We start from the raw sequence: 20,996 nt of genomic DNA on the forward strand, positions 1-20,996 counted from the left end.
CGGACCGCAAGCCAGGGCGCACAGACGGGCCGAACCCGTACCATCAGGCAATGATCGGACTTGTGCTCGCCGCCGGAGCCGGCCGGCGCCTCCGCCCGTACACGGACACGTTGCCCAAGGCACTCGTCCCGATCGACCCTGCCTCCGATTCGGGCACCGTTCTGGACCTCACCCTGGCCAACTACGCCGAGGTCGGCATCACCGACGTCGCCGTCGTGGTCGGGTACGCCGCGGACCAGATCGAGTCCCGGGTCCAGACCTTCGAGAAGCGGTACGGCGTCACGCTCGAGCTGATCCACAACGACAAGGCCGAGACCTGGAACAACGCCTACTCGCTGTGGTGCGCCCGCGACGTTCTGCCGCAGGGCGTGCTGCTCGCCAACGGTGACACCGTGCACCCGGCGTCGGTCCAGCGCGACCTGCTCGGCGCCCGCGGCGACGACCGGCGGATCATCCTCGCCCTCGACACCGAGAAGGCGCTGGCCGAGGAGGAGATGAAGGTGATCTGGTCCGAGGCCGCCGGGGTCGAGCAGATCACCAAGCTGATGGACCCGGCCACCGCCACCGGCGAGTACATCGGCGTCACGCTGATCGAGCCCGAGGCCGCCGACGACCTCACCAACGCGCTGCAGGAAACCTGGGAACGCGACCCGCACCTGTACTACGAAGATGGGTACCAGATCCTCGTGGACCAAGGATTCCGGATCGACGTCACCCCGATCGGCAACGTCGCGTGGGTCGAGATCGACGACCACGACGACCTGGCGCGGGCCCGGGACATCGTATGTCCTACCTAGCCCGGATGATTCCGTCGCCGATCCTGGTCGACGTCCGGCGCGGCGCGCTCGGCGACCTGCGCAAGGTGCTGGCCGACCAGCGGATCTCGTCGTCCGGCCGGATGGCGGTCGCGGTCGGGGCGACGTACGGGCCGGTGGTCCGGGAGAAGTTCCACCTCGGCCTGCCGGGCGCGGACTGGTTCACGGTCGGCGGCGGCACCCTCGACGCGGCGATCAAGCTGGTCGAGGAGGTCAAGCTGCAGCGGTACGACGCGATCGTCGGGATCGGCGGCGGCACGGTGCTGGACGTGACCAAGTTCGCCGCGGCCCGGCTCGGGCTGCCGATGGTCGCAGTCGCCACCAACCTCGCGCACGACGGGTTCGCCTCGCCGATCTGCACGCTCGGCAACGACGCCGGCCGCGGCTCGTACGGCGTGCCGGCGCCGATCGCGGTCCTGGTGGACCTGGACCTGATCGGCCAGGCGCCGCCCCGGTCGGTGCGCAGCGGGATCGGCGAGATCGTCTCGAACCTGTCCGCGATCGCCGACTGGGAGACCTCGCACTTCCTGCGCGGCGAGACGATCGACGGGCTGGCGATCTCGCTGGCCCGGTCGGCGGCGCAGGCGGTGATGAACCACCCGGGCGGGATCGGCGACGACACGTTCCTGACCGCGCTGGCCGAAGGGCTGGTGCTGTCCGGGATCTCGATGGTGGTGGCCGGGTCGTCCCGGCCCTGCTCGGGCGCCTGCCACGAGATCTCGCACGCGATCGACCTGTTGTACCCGGGCCGGCGCGGCTTCCACGGCGAGCAGGTCGGCGTCGGCACGGCCTTCGCCTGGTTCCTGCGCGGCGAGGTCGACCAGTTCCACGCCACCGTCGACTGCCTGTACCGGCACGGCCTCCCGGTCCGCCCGGCCGACCTCGGCTTCACCCTCGACGAGTTCGCCGAGATCGTCGCCTTCGCACCGCAGACCCGGCCCGGCCGCTTCACCGTCCTCGAGGAAGCCGCCCTGACGCCGGAACGCATCATCACCAAGGTCGCCGACTACAACGACCACGCCTACGTCCGCATCACCCAGCCCCGGATCACCCCCGAAGGCCGCAACCTCGACACTTGACGGCTCTGTTTGGATGGCTGTCGTGGACCTTGACTGGCCGGGGTGCCGAAACGTCCGGGATGTGGGTGGGCTGCCGACCGCTGACGGCGGGCGGATCCGGGAGGGGGTGCTGATCCGCGCGGACAGCCTGCAGTTCCTCTCCGCCGACGGGGTCGAGGTGGTACGGCGTTCCGGCGTCGGCCGGATCCTGGACCTGCGCGGCGACGGCGAGGTGGCGCAGTTCCCGACGCCGTTCACCGACGATCCGCTGGCGATTCGGCAGGCGCTGCAGGACCCGGCGGACCCGGAGCACGGGCAGGCGACGATCGTCGACGCGTGCACCTGGATGCTGGATCGGCGCCCGGCGCTGTTCGCGGCTGCGCTGAAGGCGATCGCGGACGCCCCTGACGGCGCGGTGGTCGTGCACTGCCACGGCGGCAAGGACCGGACCGGCATGGTCGTTGCGCTGGCGTTGAGCATCGCCGGCGTACCCGAGGAAGAGATCGTCGCCGACTACTTCCTGACCCAGGCACGGATGGCCGCGTGGCTGGCCGAGCAGTTGGCCGACGAGCCGGACACGTCGAAACATCCCGAGATGATCGAGTTCCGCGACACCCGGGCGGAGTCGATCGTCGCGATCCTGCGCCACCTCGACGACAAGTACGGCGGCCCGGAGGCCTACCTGCGGCTCGGCGGCCTCACCACCGACGACCTGGACCGCCTGCGCAAGCGCCTGACCTGAGTCATCTCCGGGTGACACAGCGCAGTACATTGGCCCGCATGCCAACCGCCGTGCTGAATGCCGCACCTCCGGCGCGGCGGTCACGGGGCCCAAGCTCCCGGCCTTCCCTCATCCCTCCGGTCGCTTCGCTCCCTCCACTCCTCAGTCCAGGCCGGGAGGCCCCGTGACGGGGCCAGCGACAGCCCCGGCGGCGCTGGCCGAACGCTACGGGCTGACCAAGAGCTCACAACGGCCGACGCTCCCCGCCTACCTGCGTGAGCTCTGGAGCCGTCGCAGGTTCGTGCTCAGCTACGCCACTGCGCGCACCTACGCGATGTACGCCGGAGCCCGCCTCGGGTCGTTGTGGCAGGTGCTGACGCCGCTGCTCAACGCGGCCGTCTACTACCTCGCGTTCGGGGTCCTGCTCGGCACCAAGAACGGGATCGACAACTACGTCTCGTTCCTGCTCAGCGGCATCTTCGTCTTCACCTACACGCAGCGCTGCATGACCGAGGGCTCGCGCTCGCTGGCCCTCAACCTCTCGCTGATCCGCACTCTGCACTTCCCGCGCGCGACGCTCCCGCTGGCCTACGTGCTCAACGAGCTCAACCAGATGCTCGTCTCGATGGGCCTGCTGCTCGTCATCGTCGGCGTGACCGACGGACTCGCCTGGAGTTGGCTGCTCGTCGTACCGGCGCTGGTGCTGCAGAGCATGTTCAACGTCGGCATCACCTTGATCTTCGCGCGGATCGGCACCTTCGTCTCCGACGTCAGCCAGCTGCTGCCGTTCGTCACCCGGACCTGGCTGTACGCGTCCGGGATCTTCTTCTCGCTGCCGGCCAAGCTGACCGAGGCGAACGCGCCGGACTGGGTGGTCCACCTGCTTGCGCTCAACCCGATCTCGGCGTACATCGACATCGTCCGGCGGTCCCTGCTCGCGGAGCACGAGGCCAACCAGCTCCCGCACGCGTGGCCGATCGCGATCGGCTGGTCGTTCGTCGTGCTCGCCGGCGGGCTGCTCTACTTCTGGCAGGCGGAGGATCGCTATGGCAGAGGCTGAGCCCACGGTCGTCGCCGACCACGTCGACATCGTCTACAAGGTGATCGCCGGCCAGGGCGGCAAGGGTACGGCGGCCACGGCGTTCCGGCGGATCCTGAAGCGGCAGGACCGGCCGACGATCCGCGAGGTGCACGCGGTCAAGGACGTCACCTTCACCGCCTACCGCGGGGACGCGATCGGCGTGATCGGCCGCAACGGCTCCGGCAAGTCGACGCTGCTGCGCGCGGTCGCCGGCCTGCTGCCACCCGAGTCCGGCGCCATCTACACCGGCGGCCGGCCGTCCCTGCTCGGCGTCAACGCGGCGATGATGAACGACCTCACCGGCGACCGCAACGTCGTCCTCGGCTGCCTCGCGATGGGCATGTCCGCCACCGAGGTCGAACGCCGGTACGACGACATCGTCGAGTTCTCCGGGATCGGCGACTTCATCGACCTGCCGATGTCGACGTACTCGTCCGGGATGCAGGCCCGGCTGAAGTTCGCGATCGCGTCGGCCAAGACGCACGACATCCTGCTCGTCGACGAGGCGCTGGCCACCGGGGACGCCGAGTTCCGGGTCCGGTCGGAACGCAAGATCCGCGAGCTCCGCGACCAGGCCGGCACGGTGTTCCTGGTCAGCCACAGCCTGGACGTCGTCCTGGACACCTGCAACCGCGCCCTCTGGCTGGACCAGGGCGTGCTCCGCGCCGACGGCCCCGCCGACGAGGTGGTCGCCGCCTACATCAAGTCAACGCGCGGCTGACGGCTGCTCGCGCAGACCGACCAGGAAGCCCAGTCCCCAGGAGACATGCATGGTCGCGCAGACCAGCGGCATCCAGAACAGGGCCTTCCAGGGCAGGTAGCGACCCTCGAACGCCGAGCCGGCCAGCAGCAGGAGCGCGTAGCCGAGCGGGGCCAGGAAGCCCAGGTCGAGCCAGCTGATCCCGGTGGCCAGGCCGATGATGCCGAGGATCGTGCCGACCGCCAGCAGGATGACCGCGACCGGCGGCGCCAGGTAGCGCTTGTTCGCGGTCTCCGGGTGCCGTCGGATCACCTCGCGGCGCCACTGGCCGGTGTGGAAGAACTGCTTCGCCACCGCGGACAGCGACGAGCGCGGCCGGTAGGTGACGGACAGGTCGGGGCTGAACCAGATCAGCCCGCCGGTCTTGCGGATCCGGTAGTTCAGCTCCCAGTCCTGGGCCCGGTGCATGGTCTCGTCGAACCCGCCGACCCGCTCCAGCGCGGCCCGCCGGAACACCCCGAGGTACACGGTGTCGGCCGGCCCTGCCTTGCCGCCCTGGTGGAAGGTGGACGCGCCCAGCCCGAGCCGGGAGCGGTACGCGCAGGCGACCGCCATCTCGGTCGGCGTCCGGCCCTCGGCCGCCATCACGCCGCCGACGTTGTCCGCGCCGCTCTCGTCGAGCACCTCGACCGCCCGGGTGATGTACCCGTCGGTGAGGGCGCCGTGGCCGTCCACCCGGACCAGGATGTCGTGCTTGGCGTGCGCGATGCCGACGTTCAGCGCGGCCGGAGTCTTGCCGGTCGGGTTCGGCACGATCGTGATCCGCGGGTCGCGGTCGGCGAGCTTCTCCGCGATCTCCTGGGTCCGGTCCTTGCTCGGGCCGATGGCGAGCACGACCTCCAGCTCGCCGGGGTAGTCCTGGTCGAGGACGCGGCCGACCGCCTCCTCGAGGTGGCGTTCCTCGTTCAGCACGGGCATCACGACGGACACGGGCGGCCAGTGGGACAGCGGCATATCAGGTCAGGCCTTACAGATCGAAGCGACGTCGTCGACGTCGGTGGTGGGTTTGGACGGTGAGCTGCTGGGTTTCGGGGTCTTCTTGGTGGTGCTGGTCGTCGGCTTGCTCGTAGTACTACGCGGAGTACTCGAAGTCTTACCGTCTCCTTCCGGGGCCGCCTTGTCCAGCGCTTCCGACTTTCCGACCGCCTCCGCGACCTTGGTCCTGATCAGCGCGAAGTCGGGATCGCCGGTGCGGATCAACGGCGGGACCGCGGAGAAGCTTGACACCGGGAGCTTCTTCGCGTCCAGCGCGAGATCGGTGAAGGTGCCCAGCTCGCCGGCCGGGATATCGGTCTGGACCACCTGTTTGCTGGCCGCGGCGATGCCCTGGAACTTGGTCAGCACGGTCTGCGGCGACAGCTGGTTCAGCATCGCCGACATCACGCACTTCTGCCGGGTCATCCGCTCGTAGTCGGTCGAGCCCTCCCGGGACCGGGCGAACCAGAGCGCGTGGTAGCCGTCCAGGTGCTGGTTCTTGCCCTCCTCGATGTAGCCCTTGATCGGCGAGCTGCCGCCGCCGATCGGGACCCGCTTGCCGACGTCAAGGGTGATCCCGCCGACCGCGTTCAGCAGGTCCCGGAACCCGGCCAGGTCGATCAGCACGTAGTAGTTCACCTTCAGCCCGGTGGTCGCCTCGACCGCCTGCTTGGTCGCGGTCACGCCCGGGTGCGGGTCGCCGGGGAACAGGTTCTTGTGCTCGGAGCCGTACATGAAGACGCCGTTGAGCAGGCAGTTCGACCCGCAGTTCTTCCAGGTGAAGCCCTCGGGGAACTGTTCGGCCATCGCCGTACCGGCCGGGAACGGCACCTTGGACAGGTTCCGCGGCAGGCCGATCAGCACGGTCCGGCCGGTGTCGGCGTCGATGCTGGCCAGCGTGATGCTGTCCGGCCGGGTGCCGATCCGGTCCGCGCCGGAGTCGCCGCCGAGCAGCAGCACGTTGTAGCGGCCCTTCTCGGCCTTCGACTTCTGCCCGCTGCCGAACACGCTGGCGACGAAGTCGCGCTGAGTGTTCACGATCACGCTGCCGTAGATCAGGGCGCCGACCACCGCGAACACCAGCACCGCGTCCAGGATGCTGGTGGCGAGCCGGTGGTTGCGCTCCAGCGTCAGCGGCTGGCCGAGCCGGTACGCGTCGACGAACAGCGCGGCCCAGCCGATCGCGAGCACGATCAGCAGGATCTGGACGATCCGCAGCGTCCCCGGCCGGGCCATCAGGTTGATCGTCCCGGACCGCCACACCAGGGAGAGCACGACCAGGAAGACGACGATCGCGATCAGCCCGGCGATCACCCGCCAGGCCCAGCGTCCGGCCCGCTTGCTGCCGGCCACGATCTGCGCGGACCCGGGCAGCACCAGGGTCATCAGCACCAGCGTCAACGCCCGCTTGAACCGCACCGGCTCGCTGAGACTGCGCAGGTCAGGCTTCTCCTGCGGCATGACGTCCTTCCGTTCCTTGGTCTCACACAGCACGGCGGACCGATGCTGTTGTCGACCGTACCTTGTCGTCCCACCACCACCCGGTACGACGTGCCGGGCGGCGAGATGGTTCGAGCAGAGGCGGATCCGGAAACGAAGGGTAGCAGCCCTCTCACTCAGCGCAGGAAAACCCGTGCAGACACCCTGTGGACAGCGGGTTTCACGCAGATGTGATGGTGGACGCCGGACGGATGCGTTACGAAGTGCTGCAACCACATTCAGTGAGGACAGGAAACCGCCCCATGAAACTGTTCCGTACCCTCCTGGCTGCCACCGCAGCGGCCACCATCACCCTGCTCGGCACCGCCACGGCTCAGGCCGCCGAGGTCGCCGAAGCCGCCGCGCCCGGCGCCGACTTCACCGGGATCGCCGCCCTGAGCAACTGTTCCGCGTCCCTGGTCCGGTACGCCGAGTCCGTCGACACCGATCGCGCCCTCGTACTCACCAACGGGCACTGCTACGAAGGCGGGTTCCTCAACCCGGGCGTCGTACTGGTGAACCGGGCGTCGAGCCGGTCGATCACGTTGCTCCGGCCGGACTCCAGCCGGGCCGGCACCGTCCGGGCCCGCCGGATCATCTTCGGCACCATGACCAAGACCGACATGCTCGTGTACGAGGTGAACGAGTCGTACGCGTCGATCCGGTCCCGGCTCGACGTCACCCCGCTGACCCTGGCCAAGCAGGGCCCGGCGGACGGCGCCGGCATGGCGGTCGTGTCCGGCTACTGGAAGCGCATCTACACCTGCTCGGTGCAGGCCACGATCCCGCAGCTGCGCGAGGGCAACTGGACCTGGCAGAACTCGATCAAGTACCAGCAGCCCGGCTGCGAGACGATCGGCGGCACCTCGGGATCACCGGTCGTGAGCACCTCGAACGGTGAGGTGATCGGCGTGAACAACACCGGCAACGAGGACGGCGAGCGCTGCACGGTGAACAACCCGTGCGAGGTCGACGCCGATGGCAACATCACGGTCGACCAGGGCGCCGCCTACGGTCAGCAGACCTGGTGGATCTACACCTGCCTGACCGCGACCCGCGCGATCGACCTGAACAAGTCCGGCTGCCAGCTTCCCAAGCCCGCCTCCCGCCGCTGACCGAGCGTGTACGGCGACCACCGCGCGTGGTCGCCGTACACGCCTGACACCGGTGGAGTGACGCATCACACTGCTGATCCGGTAACGTCGCGGCGCATGGCAGTCGACTCCTCCACTGACCAAGTCAGTACGACGAACTGGCCCAGCCCCTTCGGGGTCCGGACCCGGTTGGTCGCGTCCAGTGCGCTGATGCTCTTCCTCGAGCTGGCCCTGATCCGCTGGACCGGATCCAACGTGGTCCACCTGAGCTACTTCTCCAACTTCGTGCTGCTCGGCTCCTTCCTCGGCATCGGGGTCGGCATCCTGCGGTCCAGCCGGGCGAAACGGCTGCCGTACTACTCCCCGGTGATGCTGGGCCTGCTGGTCCTGGTGATCGCCTGGAAGCCGGTCACGGTCAACCGCGGCACCTCCGAGAGCGTCATCTACTTCACCAGCCTGAACACCACCGGCCCGCCGACCTGGGTGATCCTGCCGATCGTCTTCGTCGCCGCCGCCGTGATCCTGGCCGGTCCGGCCGAGCTGGTCGGCCGGTGCTTCTCCGAGTTGCCGCGACTGACGGCGTACCGGTTCGACCTGATCGGCAGCCTGATCGGGATCGGCGCGTTCACCGGGCTGTCGTTCCTGGGCGCGCCGCCGATCTGGTGGGGCGCGATCGTCACCTGGATGTTCGGCGCGCTGATGATCCCGCGGACCGCCGAGTCCGGCCGCCGGACCGTCGCCGTCGGACTGAGCGCGGTCATCACGTTGTCACCGCTGCTGGTGATGCTCGGCGTGCTGTTCCACGAGTCGAGGCAGCCGCAGAACAGCTGGTCGCCGTACTACAAGGTGCAGACCAAGAGCTACACCTGGCAAGGCGTTCCGCTGCTGACGATCACCGTGAACGGCGTGCCGCACCAGCAGGCGATCCCCGCCGACTCCCGGCTGCAGTGGGAGCCGCAGTACGGCCTGCCGTACGAGCGGGCGAACGCCGGCAAAGCCCCGAAGAACGTGCTGATCATCGGCGCCGGCTCGGGTTCGGACGTCGCGATCGCGCTGAAGAAGGGCGCCGAGCACGTGGACGCGGTCGAGATCGACCCGCGGATCCGTGACCTGGGCAAGGAACTGCACCCGGACCGGCCGTACCAGGACCCGCGGGTGACCTCGCACATCGACGACGGGCGCGCGTTCCTGTCCCGGACGGACAAGAAGTACGACCTGATCCTGCTGGCCCTGCCGGACTCGCTGACGCTGGTGAACGGCGCGAGCTCGCTGCGGCTGGAGAGCTACCTGTTCACCGAGGAGGCGTTCAAGAGCGCCAAGGAGCACCTCAACCCCGGTGGCGCGTTCGCGATGTACAACTACTACCGCGAGACCTGGCTGATCGACCGGCTGGCGTCGACCGCGGAGACCGCGTTCGGGCACAAGCCGTGTGTCGACCAGGTCGGCGACGACCTGCAGCAGGCGGTGGTGACGGTCGGGCTGACCGAGGCCGACCAGACCTGCGGCGAGACGGCGTGGGCCGGGGCGACGTCGATCACGCCGCCGCCCGCGACCGACAACCGGCCGTTCCTGTACCTGTTCACCGACCGGATCCCGTCGCTCTATCTGGTCACCCTCGGCCTGATCATGGTGGCCGGCCTGATCGGGGTCGGGATCGCCGGCGGTGGTTCGTCGTACCGGCGGATGCGTCCGTACGCGGACCTGTTCCTGCTCGGCGCCGGCTTCATGCTGCTGGAGACCAAGAGCATCACCGGCTTCGCGTTGCTGTTCGGTACGACGTGGGTGGTGAACGCGATCGTGTTCGCCGGCGTCCTGGTCGCCGTACTGGCCGCTGTCGAAGTGACCAGACGGTTCAAGACACCACCGTTGAAGGTGATGTACGTCGTCCTGTTCGGCGGGCTGGCGTTGTCGTGGATCTTCCCCGACGACTGGTTGCTGGCGATGCCGGTCGGGTTGCGCGCGGTGGTCGCGGTGCTGATCGCGTTCCTGCCGATCTTCGCGGCGAACGTGATCTTCGCCAAGCGGTTCACCGACACCGCGGACGGGACCGCGTCGTTCGGCGCGAACCTGCTCGGCGCGATGCTCGGCGGCTGCCTGGAGTACGCGGCGCTGCTGATCGGGTTCGACGGGCTGCTGATCGTCGCCGCGCTGCTCTACGTCGGGGCGTTCCTGCTGACACCGAAGGTCAGAACGGCGATCCGCAGTTAGCGGTCCTGCGGGCGGTCCTGCGGCCGGTCCGGGTTCGGCCCGGGCCGGTACGGCGGGAAGCCGCCGCCCGGCTGGTTCGGGAAGGTGTTCCCGGGTGGCGGGTAGTTGCCCGGGGCACCTTGCCACGGACCGCCCGGTCCAGGGGTGCCCGGTCCAGGGGCGCCCGGGAAGGTCGGCCCGGGCCGGTTGCGGCGGCGGTTCTTGACCGCGGCGACGGTCAGGAAGGTGATCCCGAGCCCGAGGAAGATCAGCAGCGAGAACACCGTGCCGAGGATCGACACCACGAACGCGAGCACCGACATCTTCGGCCCGGCGAAGTACGTCGCGCTGGTCTCGTCGTCGGCGCAGGAGATGGTGTAGTCACCGGCCGGCACGGTCTCGACCGACCGGGCGACGACGTACCAGGTGTCGGAGTTGACACTGATCTGCTCCGAACCGGTCACCGGCTTGAGCGGGACGTCGGCACCGTCGGCGTTCTTCGCCTCGCACGGCGGCGTGAGCACCGGCACGGACGAGTAGATCGTCAGCCCTTCCTCGTCCAGGTGGACGACACCGCTCTCGCCGATCGGCTCCGGCGTCCGCGGCGCCGTCACGACGATCCGGTAGACGAAGAACCCGGTCAGCCCGAGCCCGATCACGAAACACGCGACCGCGAGCCAGGTCAGCGTCTTGTTCTTCTTCGGCTCCGTCTGCCCGGGATAAGCACTCATGCCTGAACCGTAGCGGGGTTCAGGGTACGCCGAGCAACCGCAGACCCGCCGCGGTCGCGGCGGCGGCCACCACGACGAGGACGAACGGCGCCTTCCGCCAGGCCAGCACGCCGCCGACCAGCACACCGGCGGGACGGGCGACCCCGGCCGGCCCGTGGCCGTCCATCAGGGCCGCCGTCGCCACCAGCGCAGCGAGCAGGACGACCGCCGCGGCAGCGATGAACTGCTGAGCCCGCTCCGGCACCTCGAACCGGCTCCGCATCAACGGCCCCGCGAACCGCAACGAGAAGGTGCCAACAGCAAGCACCGCGATGGCTGCGAGCAACACGGGGGTGTTCGTCATCATCGGGCCACCTCCAGCGCAGGCTTTTCCGCGCGGTAGAACAGCAAGCCGACCAGGGCGAGCAGGACCGGGAGGCCGGCCGGCAGGAACGGCGTGGCAGCGAGCGCGACCACGATCCCGACCAGGGCCGCCGTACGTGTCGCCTTGTCGCGGAGGGCCGGCAGGACCAGCGCGAGAAGCACGGCCGGGAAGGCGGCGTCCAGTCCGAACACGTCGGTGTCGGTGATCACGGTGCCGGCCAGGCCGCCGACCAGGACGCCGAGGTTCCAGCAGACGAAGATCCCGATCCCGGCAGCCCAGTACGCCGCCCGCCGCTGCCGGGGCTCGTCCTGCCCGAGGGCGAAGGCGACGTTCTCGTCGGTCATCAGGTGGCTGCCCGGCACCCGGCGCCAGCCGCTGCCGATCACGTCGCTGACCGCCAGGCCGAACGCGACGTGCCGGCTGTTCACCAGCAGCCCGGCGATCATCGCCGCGATCGGGCTGCCGCCGGCCGCGACGATCCCGACGAACAGGAACTGCGAGGCGCCGGCGAACACCACGATCGAGAGCACCACCGGCACCCACAGCGGAAGGCCGCCGCCGACGCTGATCGCGCCGTACGAGAGCCCGACCACGCCGTCGGCGAGACAGACCAGCCCGATGTCCCGGGCCAGCCGACGGTCGAGTGTTCGCCAGATCGAACGCATGGGCATTATGATGAACAACAGGCCGCCCGTTCGTCAAGCCGAACAATTGGACCGATGGAGCGAACATCGATGGACAGCACCATGCCCGGCAAGGCACCACTCGACGTCATCGCGGCCTCGCTGCGCCGGCACCGGGCGCGTGCGGGACTGTCGCTGACCGAGGTCGCGAAGCGCGCCGGCGTCGCGAAGTCGACGCTGTCCCAACTGGAGTCCGGCACCGGCAACCCGAGCGTCGAGACCCTGTGGGCGCTGGCGGTCGCGCTCGACACCCCGTTCGCCGCCCTGCTCGACCCGCCGCGCCCCAAGGTCCAGGTGATCCGCGCCGGCGAGGGCCCGGTGATCTACTCCGACCAGGCCGAGTACGCGGCCACCCTGGTCGCCTCCTGCCCCCCGAACGCGCGCCGCGACATCTACCGCATCACCGTCTCCCCCGGCCCCGGCCGCAAGTCCGAACCCCACATGCCCGGCGTCGTCGAGCACGTGGTCCTCAGCTCCGGCCGAGCCCTCGTCGGCCCCACCGACTCCCCCATCGAACTGAGCCCAGGAGACTACGTCGCCTACCCCGGCGACCACCCCCACATCTTCCAAGCCCTCGAAGAGAACACCTCAGCCGTCCTCGTCTCCGAACACGTTTGACTTCCTGCCCAGCCCTGACTCAGAGCTTGCGGCCGACGCCGCCGACGATGCACTCCTCGACCTGGTTCAGCGGCTTGACCCGGGGGCCGTCCGGCCACCAGTCGTCGCAGAGCACCAGGCCGGGTGGGATCAATTCCTGGTCGGGGAACAGCTCCAGCAGTTGCTCGCGGGTGCGGAAGACGCCGCTACCCATCGGGCTGTGCGTGAACTTCTCCTCCATCTTGCGCGCGATCTCGGAGTGCTCCGGAGTCTGCGGGTCGAAGAAGTGCGCGATCACGGTGTACGACCCCGGCACCACGGCGTCGACGTACTTCTGCATGATGGCGGGACCGTCGTCGCCGATGTAGTGGTGCAAGGTGCCGTTCTGGATCACGGCGATCGGCTGCGAGAAGTCGAGGAAGTCCTTCACCTCCGGCAGCCCGAGCACCTCGTCGGGCTCGAAGATGTCGGCGCTGACGAACAGCGTGTTCTCGTTCTCCTCCAGCAGCGCGCGGCCGTGCGCGAGCACCACCGGGTCGTTGTCGATGTACAGCACCTTCGCCTCGGGCAGGAGCCGCTGCACGACCTGGTGGGTGTTCTCCGCGGTCGGCAGGCCGGAGCCGCAGTCGAGGTACTGCGTGATACCCGCCTGACCGGCCAGGAAGCGGCAGGCCCGGATCAGGAAGTTCCGGTTCGACCAGGCGAGGTCGTTCACCTGCGGGGCCACGGTGGCCACCTGGCGCAGCACCTCACGGTCGATCTCGTAGTTGTCCTTGCCGTTCAGCGCGGCGTCGTACACCCGCGCGATGCTGGCCCGGGTGGTGTCCACGCCCACCGGAATCGAACTGGGCGCCTTGGTGGCATCGGGCATCGGCGAACCTCGCAGCTGTCGGGATGTGTGTGGCACGACTCTACTGACCGTAGGGGGCCGTGAACACGGGGTGCACGCGCGTCGGGCTGGACCGCGTCACATTCTGTTGTGAAATGATCGATCGGCCGTGATGTGACGATCTGGGGAGGCGAGGGTGACTGAGCCGGGCGCGTACGGCGGGCCGACCGCGCTGCGCATCATGCTCGGGGCCCACCTGCGCCGGCTCCGCGAGGAGTCCGGCATCACCCGCACCGACGCCGGCTGGGCGATCCGCGGCTCGGAGTCGAAGATCAGCCGGCTCGAGCTCGGCCGGGTCGGCTTCAAGGTCCGCGATGTCGACGACCTGCTCACTCTCTACAAACTCGACGACCCGGCCGAGCGCGAGCGCTTGCTCGACCTGGCCCGGGAGGCGAACAACCCCGGCTGGTGGCAGCGGTACGACGACGTCACGCCGACCTGGTTCCACTCCTACCTCGGCCTGGAGATGGCGGCCGACCTGATCCGGACCTTCGAGCTCCAGTTCGTCCCGGGCCTGCTGCAGACCCCGGAGTACGCGCGGGCCGTGTTCCAGCTCGGCCGCGACAAACCGATGCCGCCGGAGGAGCGCGAACGCCTCGTCACGCTGCGGATGTCGCGCCAGCAGGTGCTCACGCGGACGCGTCCGGCCCGGTTGTGGGCAGTCATCGACGAGGCCGTGCTGCGCCGCCCGATCGGCAACAAGCAGATCCTCAAGGCGCAGCTCGAGCACCTGATCGTCGCGTCCAAGCGGCACAACGTGACACTGCAGATCATCCCGTTCGAGACCGGCGGGTACGGCGCCACCGGCGGCGCATTCACGCTGCTCCGGTTCAACGACGCCGACCTGCCGGACATCGTCTACATCGAGCACCTCACCAGCGCGGTCTACGTCGACAAGCGAGACGAGGTCGACGGCTACACGATCACCATGGACACGCTGTCGATCTCGGCCGCCCAGCCCCGCGAGACCGAGCGCCTGATCCGCAACGCGATCGATCTGCTCTAGCTCGCGAGCTCCCGGGGTTTGGCGCCAGGCCCGGGGCGGATCGCGATCTCGCGGGCGCCCGGCTCATGGCCGGCTTCGCAGCGCAGTACGACGCTGACCTGCTCACCGCACTCGCGATGCTGCGGCACGATCGGTGGGCCGCCGTCGAGCGGGAGGTACTGGTCGCCCCACTGGATCATCGCCACAAGCACCGGGTAGAGGTCGAGGCCGGCCTGGGTGAGGCGGTACTCGTACCGCTCGCGCTGCCCGGGCAGGCGGTACGGATGCCGCCGCAGCAGGCCGCGCTCGATCAGCGCCGCGAGCCGCTCGGTGAGCACCTGCCGCGGGATCCCGGCCCGGACCCGGATGTCCTCGAACCGCCGGACGCCGACGAACAACTCCCGCAGCACGTGGAACGTCCACTTGTCGCCGAGGATCTGCATCGTCCGCGAGATCGTGCAGTTCTCGGTCGACCAGCTCATCGCCTCGGGCACCTGCGCAGTCATACCTCGAGGATAAGTCCGCTTGACAGACTCAGCCAAGTCAGGCAAGGCTGAATCCGTGAACCAGACTCAGCGGCCGATGATCCGGCGCGCCGGCGAACCCGACGCGGAGGATCTGACCACGATGCTCACGGGGCTGACCGACCTCAGCCTCTACCTCCGGTTCCAGACCGCCATCGGCCGCCCACCGCGGCCCGCGCTGGTGCTGCGCATGCTCTGCCCGTCCGGCCAGTCCTGGGTCGCCACCCGCGACGACCAGGTCGTCGGTCACGCCATGTGGGCCTGGGCGATCGGGTACGACGAACAGACCGCCGAGCTCGCCGCCGTCATCAGCGAACCCGAGCAGCGGCGCGGTCTCGGCGTACGGATGCTGTCGATCGCCGCCGCGGACGCGATCGCGGCCGGCGCGACCCGGTTCCTGTTCGTGGTCAGCCCGGCCAACGACCGGACCCTGCGGATGATCCGCCGCCGCTGGCCGGACGCCACGGTCGAGCGCGACGGCGCGCTGATCAACTTCCTGGTGTCAGCGAAGCTCCCGGAAGAACGCCCGGATGTCGCCGACGAGCAGGTCTGGCGCCTCGAGCGCGGCGAAGTGACCGCCGCGGGAAAAGTCCGACCAGTGGACGATGCGGTGCCGACGCGCTAGCACCCGCCGGATCGCGGGGTCGGTCGGAAACACCGCCACCCCGGTGGGCGGCCCGGACGGTTCGGCCGGATCGTCGGCCGCCACGCGATTCTCGTAGTACAGGTTGGCGGACGACGCGCTGGTGTTGGTGAACCAGTAGATCGACGCGTCGGTCAGCAGGTGGTCGAGGTCGACCGCGTCCTCGGGCAGCGCACGGGCTGGGTCGGTCCACTCCCAGAGCTTCTCCACGATCCAGGCCAGCTGCCCGACCGGCGAGTCGCTCAACCCGAACGACACCGTCTGCGGCCGCGTGCCCTGCAGTTCGGCGTATCCGGTCCCGACCTCGCGCAGCCGCTCCGCCGCGGCCAGCCGCTCCCGCTCGACGTCGGTCAGCTGGTCGACATCGCCGGGCTCGATCGACGGGAAAGCCAATCCCCCGTTGATGTGTACGCCGATGACGTGGGCCGGATCGACGTGTCCGAGCAGTGGTGACACGACCGATCCGGTGTCGCCGCCCTGGGCGCCGTACCGCTGATAGCCCAAGCGCGCCATCAGTTCGGCCCAGGCGTTCGCGATCCGGCGGTGGTTCCAGCCCGGCGACTCGAGCGGCACCGAGAAGCCGTGCCCCGGGACCGAGGGGGCGACGATGTGGAAGGCGTCGCGCGGATCACCGCCGTACGACGCGGGATCGGTGAGCGGACCGAGGATCGGCAGGAACTCGGCGACCGAACCCGGCCAGCCGTGCGTGAGGATCAGCGGCAGCGCGTCCGGCTCGGCTGATCGCGCGTGCAGGAAGTGAATCGTCTGCTCGTCGATCCGGGTCGTGAACTGCGGATACTCGTTGAGCCGCGCCTCCCAGCCCCGCCAGTCGAAGGATTGCCAGCGCTCGACGAGCTGCCGCAGGTACTCGACCGGAACCCCACGCTCCCACCCGTCTGCAGGCAGTTGCTGCGGCCAACGAACGCGTCGCAGCCGCTCGGCCAGGTCGTCCAGCGCCTCGTCCGGGACGTCGATCCTGAACTCTCGCATGCCCCGAACCTACGCGGCCGGAATAGCGTGCCGCGGCGGGGTTGTGGCCGAGATGATCCTCGTGACCGCCACCACCGGGAACCGCGGAACCGTCATGTGGTGGTCACCGGCGCGGTCCACAGCCCGACGATGCCGTCGATGAGGCCGTCGGCCATCTCCTGCCAGGTCGCTCGCGCGGTCGGGGTGCCCTCGGCCTGCGCGCGCTCGAACTCCGCTGTCATCTGGATGATCAGGTGCCGGGCCATGTCACCGCGCTCCATCCGCACCGGAACCGGCAGGTCCGCCAGGCACTCGTTGAGTCCGTCGAGGATCTGCCGCAGCGTCGGCGAGGTGAGCGACTCCTCGATCTGGATCTGACGCAGCGACGGGTCGGTCATCAGCTGGGCGCTGAACCGCGCCAGCCAGCTGGGGTTGCCCAAACTGCCCATATGGTCGGTCGCCGACCGGACCAGGCAGGTCACCCAGTCGCGGACGTCCGCGTCCCTGCCGAGCTCGGCCAGCAACTCCCGGCGGCGCGCCTCGATCGGCTCGGAGTGCTTGCGCACGATCGCCCGGACCAGGTCGGCCTTGGTCCCGAAGTGGTACCCGACCGCCGTGTTGTTGCCCTGGCCGGCCGCCTCGCTGATCTGCCGGTTGGAGACCTCGTGCACCCCGTGCTCCGCGAACAGCCGCTCCGCCGTGCTGAGGATCAGCTCGCGGGTCGCGTTCACGCGCTCGGAGCGGACCGCCTTCGCCATCATCATGTTCGGTCACCGCCTGCCATCGGAAAGCACCTCCGCGTCGATCTGACTCCAGCCTGCCCGGTCGACTTGTTTAAGTCAACCGCCTGACTTAAAGTCTAGTTGCATAAACCAACTATTCAAGTCGTCCTTCGGAGGCTCGTGATGTCCGCAGTCCCCTCGTCGGTGGAGGCGCCACCAGCGCCTGTGCGCACCGGTGCCGTCGTACCGGTGCTCGCTTCGGCCGGCATCACGGTCGCGCTGATGCAGACCCTGGTGATCCCGCTCGTCCCGGAGTTGCCCCGGCTGCTGAACGCCTCGGCCGCCGGAACCGCTTGGGCGATCACCGCCACGCTCCTCGCGGCCGCCGTCGCGACGCCGATCATCGGGCGGCTCGGCGACATGTATGGCAAGCGCCGGATGCTGTTGCTCAGCCTGGGCATGCTCGTCACCGGCTCGATCGTCGCCGCTCTCAGCGACTCGCTGACCCCGATGATCGTCGGCCGCGCGCTGCAAGGACTTGCCTCCGGCGTGATCCCGCTGGGCATCAGCATCATGCGCGACGAGTTGCCACCGGAGAAGCTCGGTACGGCGACCGCGCAGATGAGTGCATCCCTCGGCGTCGGCGGCGCCCTGGGACTTCCCGCGGCCGCGCTGCTCGCCGAGAACTTCGACTGGCACACGCTGTTCTGGATCTCCGCCGCGCTCGGCGTGATCGTGTTCGGCCTGGTCCTGCGCCTCGTCCCGGAGTCCGCGGTGCGGTCGGGCGGCCGGTTCGACGTACTTGGCGGCGTCGGCCTGTCGACCGGCCTGATCTCGTTGCTGCTGGCCATCTCGCAGGGCGCCGACTGGGGCTGGACCAGCGGCCGCACACTGGGCCTGTTCGCGCTGGCCGTCGTCGCGCTGCTGGCGTGGGGCTGGTGGGAACGCCGTACTCCGGAGCCGCTGGTCGACCTGCGGACCACGGCCCGCCCTCAGGTGTTGCTGACCAACCTCGCGTCGATGGTGTTCGGGTTCGCGATGTTCGCCATGTCACTGGTCCTGCCGCAGCTCCTGCAGATGCCCAAGGCAACTGGTTTCGGGCTCGGCCAGTCGATGCTCGGCGCCGGCCTGGTGATGGGCCCGTCCGGGCTGGTGATGCTGCTGACCGCGCCGCTGTCGGCGAAGATCTCCCGGACCCGCGGCCCGAAGACCACCCTGATGCTGGGCGCCGTGGTCGTCGCCGCCGGGTACGGCGTCGGCGTCGTGCTGATGTCCGCCGTCTGGCAGCTCGTCCTCGTCTCCGTCCTGATCGGCGCCGGCATCGGCCTCGCGTACGGCGCGATGCCCGCGCTGATCATGGCCGCCGTGCCGGTGTCGGAGACCGCGGCCGCGAACAGCCTGAACACCCTGATGCGCTCGATCGGCACCTCGGTGTCGAGCGCCGTCGCCGGTGTCATCCTGGCCCAGCTCACCATCGACCTCGGCGGCTACGCGCTCCCGTCGCAGAACGGCTTCCGCGTCGTCCTGATCATCGGCGCCGCCGCCGCGCTGGCCGCGCTGGCCGTCGCCTCCTTCATCCCGACCCGCAAGGCCGAGGTCGAGTCTCCAGTTCGCTCCGAGGCCGAGGCCACCCGAGCCGCGGTTTCCTGACGAAGAAGGGTCAAGCGGCGGGCTGTGGCGCATACTGGGACCCTGATGGATTCATTCCGCGCGACGACGCGTCGTCACCTGTCCACGAGTCCCTTCAAACCCCGTGTTCCGGACCCGATCAAGGTCTTCGAGGTCGGCCAGCGGGTGTCTCACGACAAGGAAGGCCTGGGCCGGATCAGCACGGTCGACGCCGGCCACGCGGTCGTCGTCGACTTCGGTGGCGGCAAGCTGATCCGTGTCCTCGCCCCGTTCCCCAAGCTGCACGCCCTCTGACACCTACCTCACTCGATTCCGGCCAGGAACACCAACGTCCGCTCCCTGAGGAGGGCGGCAACTGATTCGTCGTACGACGGTAGGGACGAGTCGGCGAAGAGGTGCTCCTTGCCGGGGTAGAGGAAGAGCTCGGCCTGATCGGTCGCGGCGACCAGCGCGCGGGCGGCGTCGAGGTCGCCGCCTTCCTCGGTGAAGAAGGGGTCCTGGTCCATGCCGTGGATCTGCACCGGGACGCCGTCCGGCCACGCGCCGAACTCTTCCACCGGCAGGCAGGAGTAGTAGAACAACGCGCCCTTGGCGCCGGGGCGGGTCTGCGCCAACTGCTGCGCCGGCATCACGCCGAGCGAGAAGCCCGCGTAGACGAGCTCTTCCGGCAGGCTCTCGGCAGCAGCGACCCCGCGCTCCAGGAGCGTGCCGAAGCCGACCTTCTTCGCATACTCCAGCCCCTCCTCCAGGGTGGCGAAGGTGTTGCCGTCGTACTGGTCAGGCAGGTGGACCGTGTGACCCGCCCGGCGTAGCTCTTCGGCGAATGCCTGCACGCCGTCCGTGAGTCCCTGGGCGTGGTGGTACAGCACGATCTCGGCCATTATCAGCTCCAATGATCCAAATATCTCGAACGATTGGCGATGTTAGTCTGATCCGATCATGCCGATCAAGGGGCCGGTGCCGGACTACGAGCTCGAGGACACGATCGAGCTGACCACCGCCGAGCAGGTCCGGGCGATCAGCGACCCGCTGCGGACGACGATCCTCGGCCTGCTGCACGAGCGGGCCGCGACGGTCACCGAGCTGGCGGCCGCGGTCAAGCGGCCGAAGAGCACGGTCGCGCACCACGTGAAGGTGCTGGCGGACGCAGGCATCCTGCGGGTGGTCCGGACCCGGCGGGTGCGGGCGATCGAGGAGCGCTTCTACGGCCGGGCCGCGCGGATGTTCTTCGTCGGCCTGGGTCGCTCCGGACCGGACGGCGAACCGCTGCCGCCGGACTTCAACGACTTCGAGGTCGCGGCGAAGGAGTCCACCCCCGCGTACGACGACGGTCAGCTCCGCTCGTTCATCCGGCACGCCCGCATCCCCGAGGAACGCGCCGCCGAGTTCTGGCAGCAGGTCGACCGCCTCATCCACGACTTCGACCAACTCCCCCGCTCCGGCAACACCACCTACGGCTTCACCGTCGGCCTCTACCCGATCCTCGACTACCCGACCCTGCCACCACCGGACGATGAGGAATCGAGCAGGCGAGCATGAGCACCGCCATGAAGGAGTAGTAGTACAGCGCGACCCACAGACCGGCCGGAGTCTCGAGTCCGAGCTCCGGAGCGAAGGACTCGACCGTCAGCGCCCAGATCGGTACGACGCTGAACGCCAGAACTCCCGCGATCACTCGCCACACCAAGCGACCGCGGCCGGCGATCGCGTACCCGCCGAGCATGCCGAACAGCGGTACGCCGATGGCGCCGCCACCGATGCCGTCTTCCAGCACCCCGAGCGGATCGGGGGTCAGCACGGCCATGAAGAGCAACGGCGACAGTGCGAGCCATCGCCAGTGCGGACGTCCGCCGGTGCGGCGGAGGTACTCGGCCCATCCCAGGAGGACGCCGATGAGTAGGCCAGGCAGCAGGATCCAGACGAACGTGCCGACCCAATCGACACCGGCCTCGTCGCCGGCGACCTGCGCCATGAATCCGCGCAGTCCGGCCGCCCAGGCGAGTCCACAGATCCCACCGACCGCCAGCAGGCCGACCGGATCAACGACTGTCGCCTGAGGCGATTGCGACAACTCGCGCGTCACCACCAGA

Annotated in this window: 23 protein-coding genes and 1 pseudogene; 13 read left to right on the top strand and 11 right to left on the bottom strand. The window is 69.2% G+C overall.

The annotated features are described in order from the left end of the window. Positions 1 to 50: 50 nt before the first annotated feature. From AB0H36_RS14470 to AB0H36_RS14490, 5 genes are all read left to right on the top strand, one after another. Positions 51 to 797, top strand: a complete 747-nt coding sequence (locus AB0H36_RS14470) for a phosphocholine cytidylyltransferase family protein (protein WP_360521775.1) — start codon at positions 51 to 53, stop codon at positions 795 to 797. Further along, on the top strand, positions 785 to 1,894 hold the full coding sequence (locus AB0H36_RS14475) for an iron-containing alcohol dehydrogenase family protein (protein WP_360521778.1): 1,110 nt from the start codon (positions 785 to 787) through the stop codon (positions 1,892 to 1,894). Before AB0H36_RS14470 ends, AB0H36_RS14475 begins: the two co-directional genes overlap by 13 nt. Positions 1,895 to 1,907: 13 nt before the next feature. Next, on the top strand, positions 1,908 to 2,615 hold the full coding sequence (locus AB0H36_RS14480) for a tyrosine-protein phosphatase (protein ID WP_360521781.1): 708 nt from the start codon (positions 1,908 to 1,910) through the stop codon (positions 2,613 to 2,615). Between the two features lie 163 nt (positions 2,616 to 2,778). After that, entirely contained in the window at positions 2,779 to 3,654 is an 876-nt protein-coding gene (locus tag AB0H36_RS14485; RefSeq protein WP_360521784.1) for an ABC transporter permease, read from the top strand. After that, positions 3,641 to 4,396 carry an ABC transporter ATP-binding protein gene (locus AB0H36_RS14490; RefSeq protein WP_360521787.1) on the top strand — a complete coding sequence of 252 codons (756 nt, stop codon included), beginning with the start codon at positions 3,641 to 3,643 and terminating at the stop codon, positions 4,394 to 4,396. Before AB0H36_RS14485 ends, AB0H36_RS14490 begins: the two co-directional genes overlap by 14 nt. On the opposite strand, the gene AB0H36_RS14495 is transcribed toward AB0H36_RS14490, so the two are convergent. After that, a complete protein-coding gene (locus AB0H36_RS14495) occupies positions 4,382 to 5,383 on the bottom strand; it encodes a glycosyltransferase family 2 protein (RefSeq protein ID WP_360522098.1) in 1,002 nt (333 codons plus the stop codon). The genes AB0H36_RS14490 and AB0H36_RS14495 overlap by 15 nt on opposite strands. Before the next feature lie 12 nt (positions 5,384 to 5,395). Beyond that, entirely contained in the window at positions 5,396 to 6,871 is a 1,476-nt protein-coding gene (locus AB0H36_RS14500; protein WP_360521790.1) for an LCP family protein, read from the bottom strand. Positions 6,872 to 7,152: 281 nt separating this feature from the next. Here AB0H36_RS14500 and AB0H36_RS14505 point away from each other — a divergent pair, with 281 nt between their 5' ends. Together AB0H36_RS14505 and AB0H36_RS14510 are read left to right on the top strand one after the other, a co-directional pair. Then, positions 7,153 to 8,004, top strand: coding sequence for a serine protease (locus AB0H36_RS14505; protein ID WP_360521792.1), 852 nt, complete (start codon positions 7,153 to 7,155; stop codon positions 8,002 to 8,004). A 96-nt stretch (positions 8,005 to 8,100) separates the two neighbouring features. Beyond that, the gene (locus AB0H36_RS14510) at positions 8,101 to 10,191 is read left to right on the top strand and encodes a spermidine synthase (RefSeq protein WP_360521794.1); all 2,091 of its coding nucleotides are present in this window, start codon (positions 8,101 to 8,103) and stop codon (positions 10,189 to 10,191) included. Here the strand turns inward: AB0H36_RS14510 and AB0H36_RS14515 are convergent. Genes AB0H36_RS14515 through AB0H36_RS14525 form a run of 3 tightly spaced genes read right to left on the bottom strand, consistent with a single transcriptional unit; the run spans position 10,188 to position 11,930 of the window. Next, positions 10,188 to 10,901 carry a hypothetical protein gene (locus AB0H36_RS14515; RefSeq protein ID WP_360521796.1) on the bottom strand — a complete coding sequence of 238 codons (714 nt, stop codon included), beginning with the start codon at positions 10,899 to 10,901 and terminating at the stop codon, positions 10,188 to 10,190. The genes AB0H36_RS14510 and AB0H36_RS14515 overlap by 4 nt on opposite strands. A 19-nt stretch (positions 10,902 to 10,920) precedes the next feature. Then, positions 10,921 to 11,244 carry an AzlD domain-containing protein gene (locus tag AB0H36_RS14520; protein WP_360521799.1) on the bottom strand — a complete coding sequence of 108 codons (324 nt, stop codon included), beginning with the start codon at positions 11,242 to 11,244 and terminating at the stop codon, positions 10,921 to 10,923. Next, positions 11,244 to 11,930 carry an AzlC family ABC transporter permease gene (locus tag AB0H36_RS14525; RefSeq protein ID WP_360521802.1) on the bottom strand — a complete coding sequence of 229 codons (687 nt, stop codon included), beginning with the start codon at positions 11,928 to 11,930 and terminating at the stop codon, positions 11,244 to 11,246. The genes AB0H36_RS14520 and AB0H36_RS14525 overlap by 1 nt, the downstream gene beginning before the upstream one ends. A 54-nt stretch (positions 11,931 to 11,984) precedes the next feature. On the opposite strand from AB0H36_RS14525, the gene AB0H36_RS14530 reads away from it, so the two are divergent. Next, the gene (locus AB0H36_RS14530) at positions 11,985 to 12,566 is read left to right on the top strand and encodes an XRE family transcriptional regulator (RefSeq protein WP_360521805.1); all 582 of its coding nucleotides are present in this window, start codon (positions 11,985 to 11,987) and stop codon (positions 12,564 to 12,566) included. A 19-nt stretch (positions 12,567 to 12,585) separates the two neighbouring features. On the opposite strand, the gene AB0H36_RS14535 is transcribed toward AB0H36_RS14530, so the two are convergent. After that, the gene (locus tag AB0H36_RS14535; protein WP_360521808.1) at positions 12,586 to 13,416 is read right to left on the bottom strand and encodes an SAM-dependent methyltransferase; all 831 of its coding nucleotides are present in this window, start codon (positions 13,414 to 13,416) and stop codon (positions 12,586 to 12,588) included. A 154-nt stretch (positions 13,417 to 13,570) separates the two neighbouring features. Here AB0H36_RS14535 and AB0H36_RS14540 point away from each other — a divergent pair, with 154 nt between their 5' ends. Continuing rightward, positions 13,571 to 14,440, top strand: coding sequence for a helix-turn-helix transcriptional regulator (locus tag AB0H36_RS14540; protein WP_360521811.1), 870 nt, complete (start codon positions 13,571 to 13,573; stop codon positions 14,438 to 14,440). Here AB0H36_RS14540 and AB0H36_RS14545 read toward each other — a convergent pair. Continuing rightward, entirely contained in the window at positions 14,437 to 14,925 is a 489-nt protein-coding gene (locus tag AB0H36_RS14545) for a helix-turn-helix domain-containing protein (RefSeq protein WP_360521814.1), read from the bottom strand. The two genes, AB0H36_RS14540 and AB0H36_RS14545, sit on opposite strands and share 4 nt — an antisense overlap. 208 nt (positions 14,926 to 15,133) lie before the next feature. On the opposite strand from AB0H36_RS14545, the pseudogene AB0H36_RS14550 reads away from it, so the two are divergent. Then, positions 15,134 to 15,376: pseudogene (locus AB0H36_RS14550) on the top strand (GNAT family N-acetyltransferase); the annotation flags it as partial. A gap of 69 nt (positions 15,377 to 15,445) precedes the next feature. On the opposite strand, the gene AB0H36_RS14555 reads toward AB0H36_RS14550, so the two are convergent. Beyond that, positions 15,446 to 16,576 carry an epoxide hydrolase family protein gene (locus tag AB0H36_RS14555; protein ID WP_360521817.1) on the bottom strand — a complete coding sequence of 377 codons (1,131 nt, stop codon included), beginning with the start codon at positions 16,574 to 16,576 and terminating at the stop codon, positions 15,446 to 15,448. Positions 16,577 to 16,668: 92 nt separating this feature from the next. Then, positions 16,669 to 17,319: a helix-turn-helix domain-containing protein gene (locus AB0H36_RS14560; protein WP_360521820.1), complete on the bottom strand. Its 651-nt coding sequence runs from the start codon at positions 17,317 to 17,319 to the stop codon at positions 16,669 to 16,671. Positions 17,320 to 17,460: 141 nt separating this feature from the next. Here AB0H36_RS14560 and AB0H36_RS14565 point away from each other — a divergent pair, with 141 nt between their 5' ends. Both AB0H36_RS14565 and AB0H36_RS14570 read left to right on the top strand, forming a co-directional pair. Further along, complete coding sequence (locus AB0H36_RS14565) at positions 17,461 to 18,927, top strand: MFS transporter (protein WP_360521823.1); 1,467 nt, start codon at positions 17,461 to 17,463, stop codon at positions 18,925 to 18,927. A 45-nt stretch (positions 18,928 to 18,972) separates the two neighbouring features. Further along, positions 18,973 to 19,200 (top strand): hypothetical protein, encoded by a 228-nt coding sequence (locus AB0H36_RS14570; protein ID WP_360521826.1) that lies wholly within the window; start codon positions 18,973 to 18,975, stop codon positions 19,198 to 19,200. 8 nt (positions 19,201 to 19,208) lie between these two features. On the opposite strand, the gene AB0H36_RS14575 is transcribed toward AB0H36_RS14570, so the two are convergent. Continuing rightward, positions 19,209 to 19,787, bottom strand: a complete 579-nt coding sequence (locus tag AB0H36_RS14575; protein WP_360521829.1) for a dienelactone hydrolase family protein — start codon at positions 19,785 to 19,787, stop codon at positions 19,209 to 19,211. Positions 19,788 to 19,845: 58 nt separating this feature from the next. On the opposite strand from AB0H36_RS14575, the gene AB0H36_RS14580 reads away from it, so the two are divergent. Then, complete coding sequence (locus AB0H36_RS14580) at positions 19,846 to 20,445, top strand: winged helix-turn-helix domain-containing protein (protein ID WP_360521832.1); 600 nt, start codon at positions 19,846 to 19,848, stop codon at positions 20,443 to 20,445. Here AB0H36_RS14580 and AB0H36_RS14585 read toward each other — a convergent pair. Next, a complete protein-coding gene (locus tag AB0H36_RS14585; RefSeq protein WP_360521835.1) occupies positions 20,366 to 20,989 on the bottom strand; it encodes a hypothetical protein in 624 nt (207 codons plus the stop codon). The two genes, AB0H36_RS14580 and AB0H36_RS14585, sit on opposite strands and share 80 nt — an antisense overlap. Positions 20,990 to 20,996: the final 7 nt, after the last annotated feature.

The sequence above is a fragment of the Kribbella sp. NPDC050820 genome (genome assembly GCF_040653975.1).
Taxonomy (GTDB): domain Bacteria; phylum Actinomycetota; class Actinomycetes; order Propionibacteriales; family Kribbellaceae; genus Kribbella.

What these genes read in the sequence shown, in the direction of transcription:
- AB0H36_RS14470 (WP_360521775.1), top strand. Translation starts at nt 51, where the DNA reads ATGATCGGACTTGTGCTCGCCGCCGGAGCCGGCCGGCGCCTCCGCCCG.
- AB0H36_RS14475 (WP_360521778.1), top strand. Translation starts at nt 785, where the DNA reads ATGTCCTACCTAGCCCGGATGATTCCGTCGCCGATCCTGGTCGACGTC.
- AB0H36_RS14480 (WP_360521781.1), top strand. Translation starts at nt 1,908, where the DNA reads ATGGCTGTCGTGGACCTTGACTGGCCGGGGTGCCGAAACGTCCGGGAT.
- AB0H36_RS14490 (WP_360521787.1), top strand. Translation starts at nt 3,641, where the DNA reads ATGGCAGAGGCTGAGCCCACGGTCGTCGCCGACCACGTCGACATCGTC.
- AB0H36_RS14500 (WP_360521790.1), bottom strand. Translation starts at nt 6,871, where the DNA reads ATGCCGCAGGAGAAGCCTGACCTGCGCAGTCTCAGCGAGCCGGTGCGG.
- AB0H36_RS14505 (WP_360521792.1), top strand. Translation starts at nt 7,153, where the DNA reads ATGAAACTGTTCCGTACCCTCCTGGCTGCCACCGCAGCGGCCACCATC.
- AB0H36_RS14510 (WP_360521794.1), top strand. Translation starts at nt 8,101, where the DNA reads ATGGCAGTCGACTCCTCCACTGACCAAGTCAGTACGACGAACTGGCCC.
- AB0H36_RS14515 (WP_360521796.1), bottom strand. Translation starts at nt 10,901, where the DNA reads ATGAGTGCTTATCCCGGGCAGACGGAGCCGAAGAAGAACAAGACGCTG.
- AB0H36_RS14520 (WP_360521799.1), bottom strand. Translation starts at nt 11,244, where the DNA reads ATGACGAACACCCCCGTGTTGCTCGCAGCCATCGCGGTGCTTGCTGTT.
- AB0H36_RS14525 (WP_360521802.1), bottom strand. Translation starts at nt 11,930, where the DNA reads ATGCGTTCGATCTGGCGAACACTCGACCGTCGGCTGGCCCGGGACATC.
- AB0H36_RS14530 (WP_360521805.1), top strand. Translation starts at nt 11,985, where the DNA reads ATGGAGCGAACATCGATGGACAGCACCATGCCCGGCAAGGCACCACTC.
- AB0H36_RS14535 (WP_360521808.1), bottom strand. Translation starts at nt 13,416, where the DNA reads ATGCCCGATGCCACCAAGGCGCCCAGTTCGATTCCGGTGGGCGTGGAC.
- AB0H36_RS14545 (WP_360521814.1), bottom strand. Translation starts at nt 14,925, where the DNA reads ATGACTGCGCAGGTGCCCGAGGCGATGAGCTGGTCGACCGAGAACTGC.
- AB0H36_RS14555 (WP_360521817.1), bottom strand. Translation starts at nt 16,576, where the DNA reads ATGCGAGAGTTCAGGATCGACGTCCCGGACGAGGCGCTGGACGACCTG.
- AB0H36_RS14560 (WP_360521820.1), bottom strand. Translation starts at nt 17,319, where the DNA reads ATGATGATGGCGAAGGCGGTCCGCTCCGAGCGCGTGAACGCGACCCGC.
- AB0H36_RS14565 (WP_360521823.1), top strand. Translation starts at nt 17,461, where the DNA reads ATGTCCGCAGTCCCCTCGTCGGTGGAGGCGCCACCAGCGCCTGTGCGC.
- AB0H36_RS14570 (WP_360521826.1), top strand. Translation starts at nt 18,973, where the DNA reads ATGGATTCATTCCGCGCGACGACGCGTCGTCACCTGTCCACGAGTCCC.
- AB0H36_RS14575 (WP_360521829.1), bottom strand. Translation starts at nt 19,787, where the DNA reads ATGGCCGAGATCGTGCTGTACCACCACGCCCAGGGACTCACGGACGGC.
- AB0H36_RS14580 (WP_360521832.1), top strand. Translation starts at nt 19,846, where the DNA reads ATGCCGATCAAGGGGCCGGTGCCGGACTACGAGCTCGAGGACACGATC.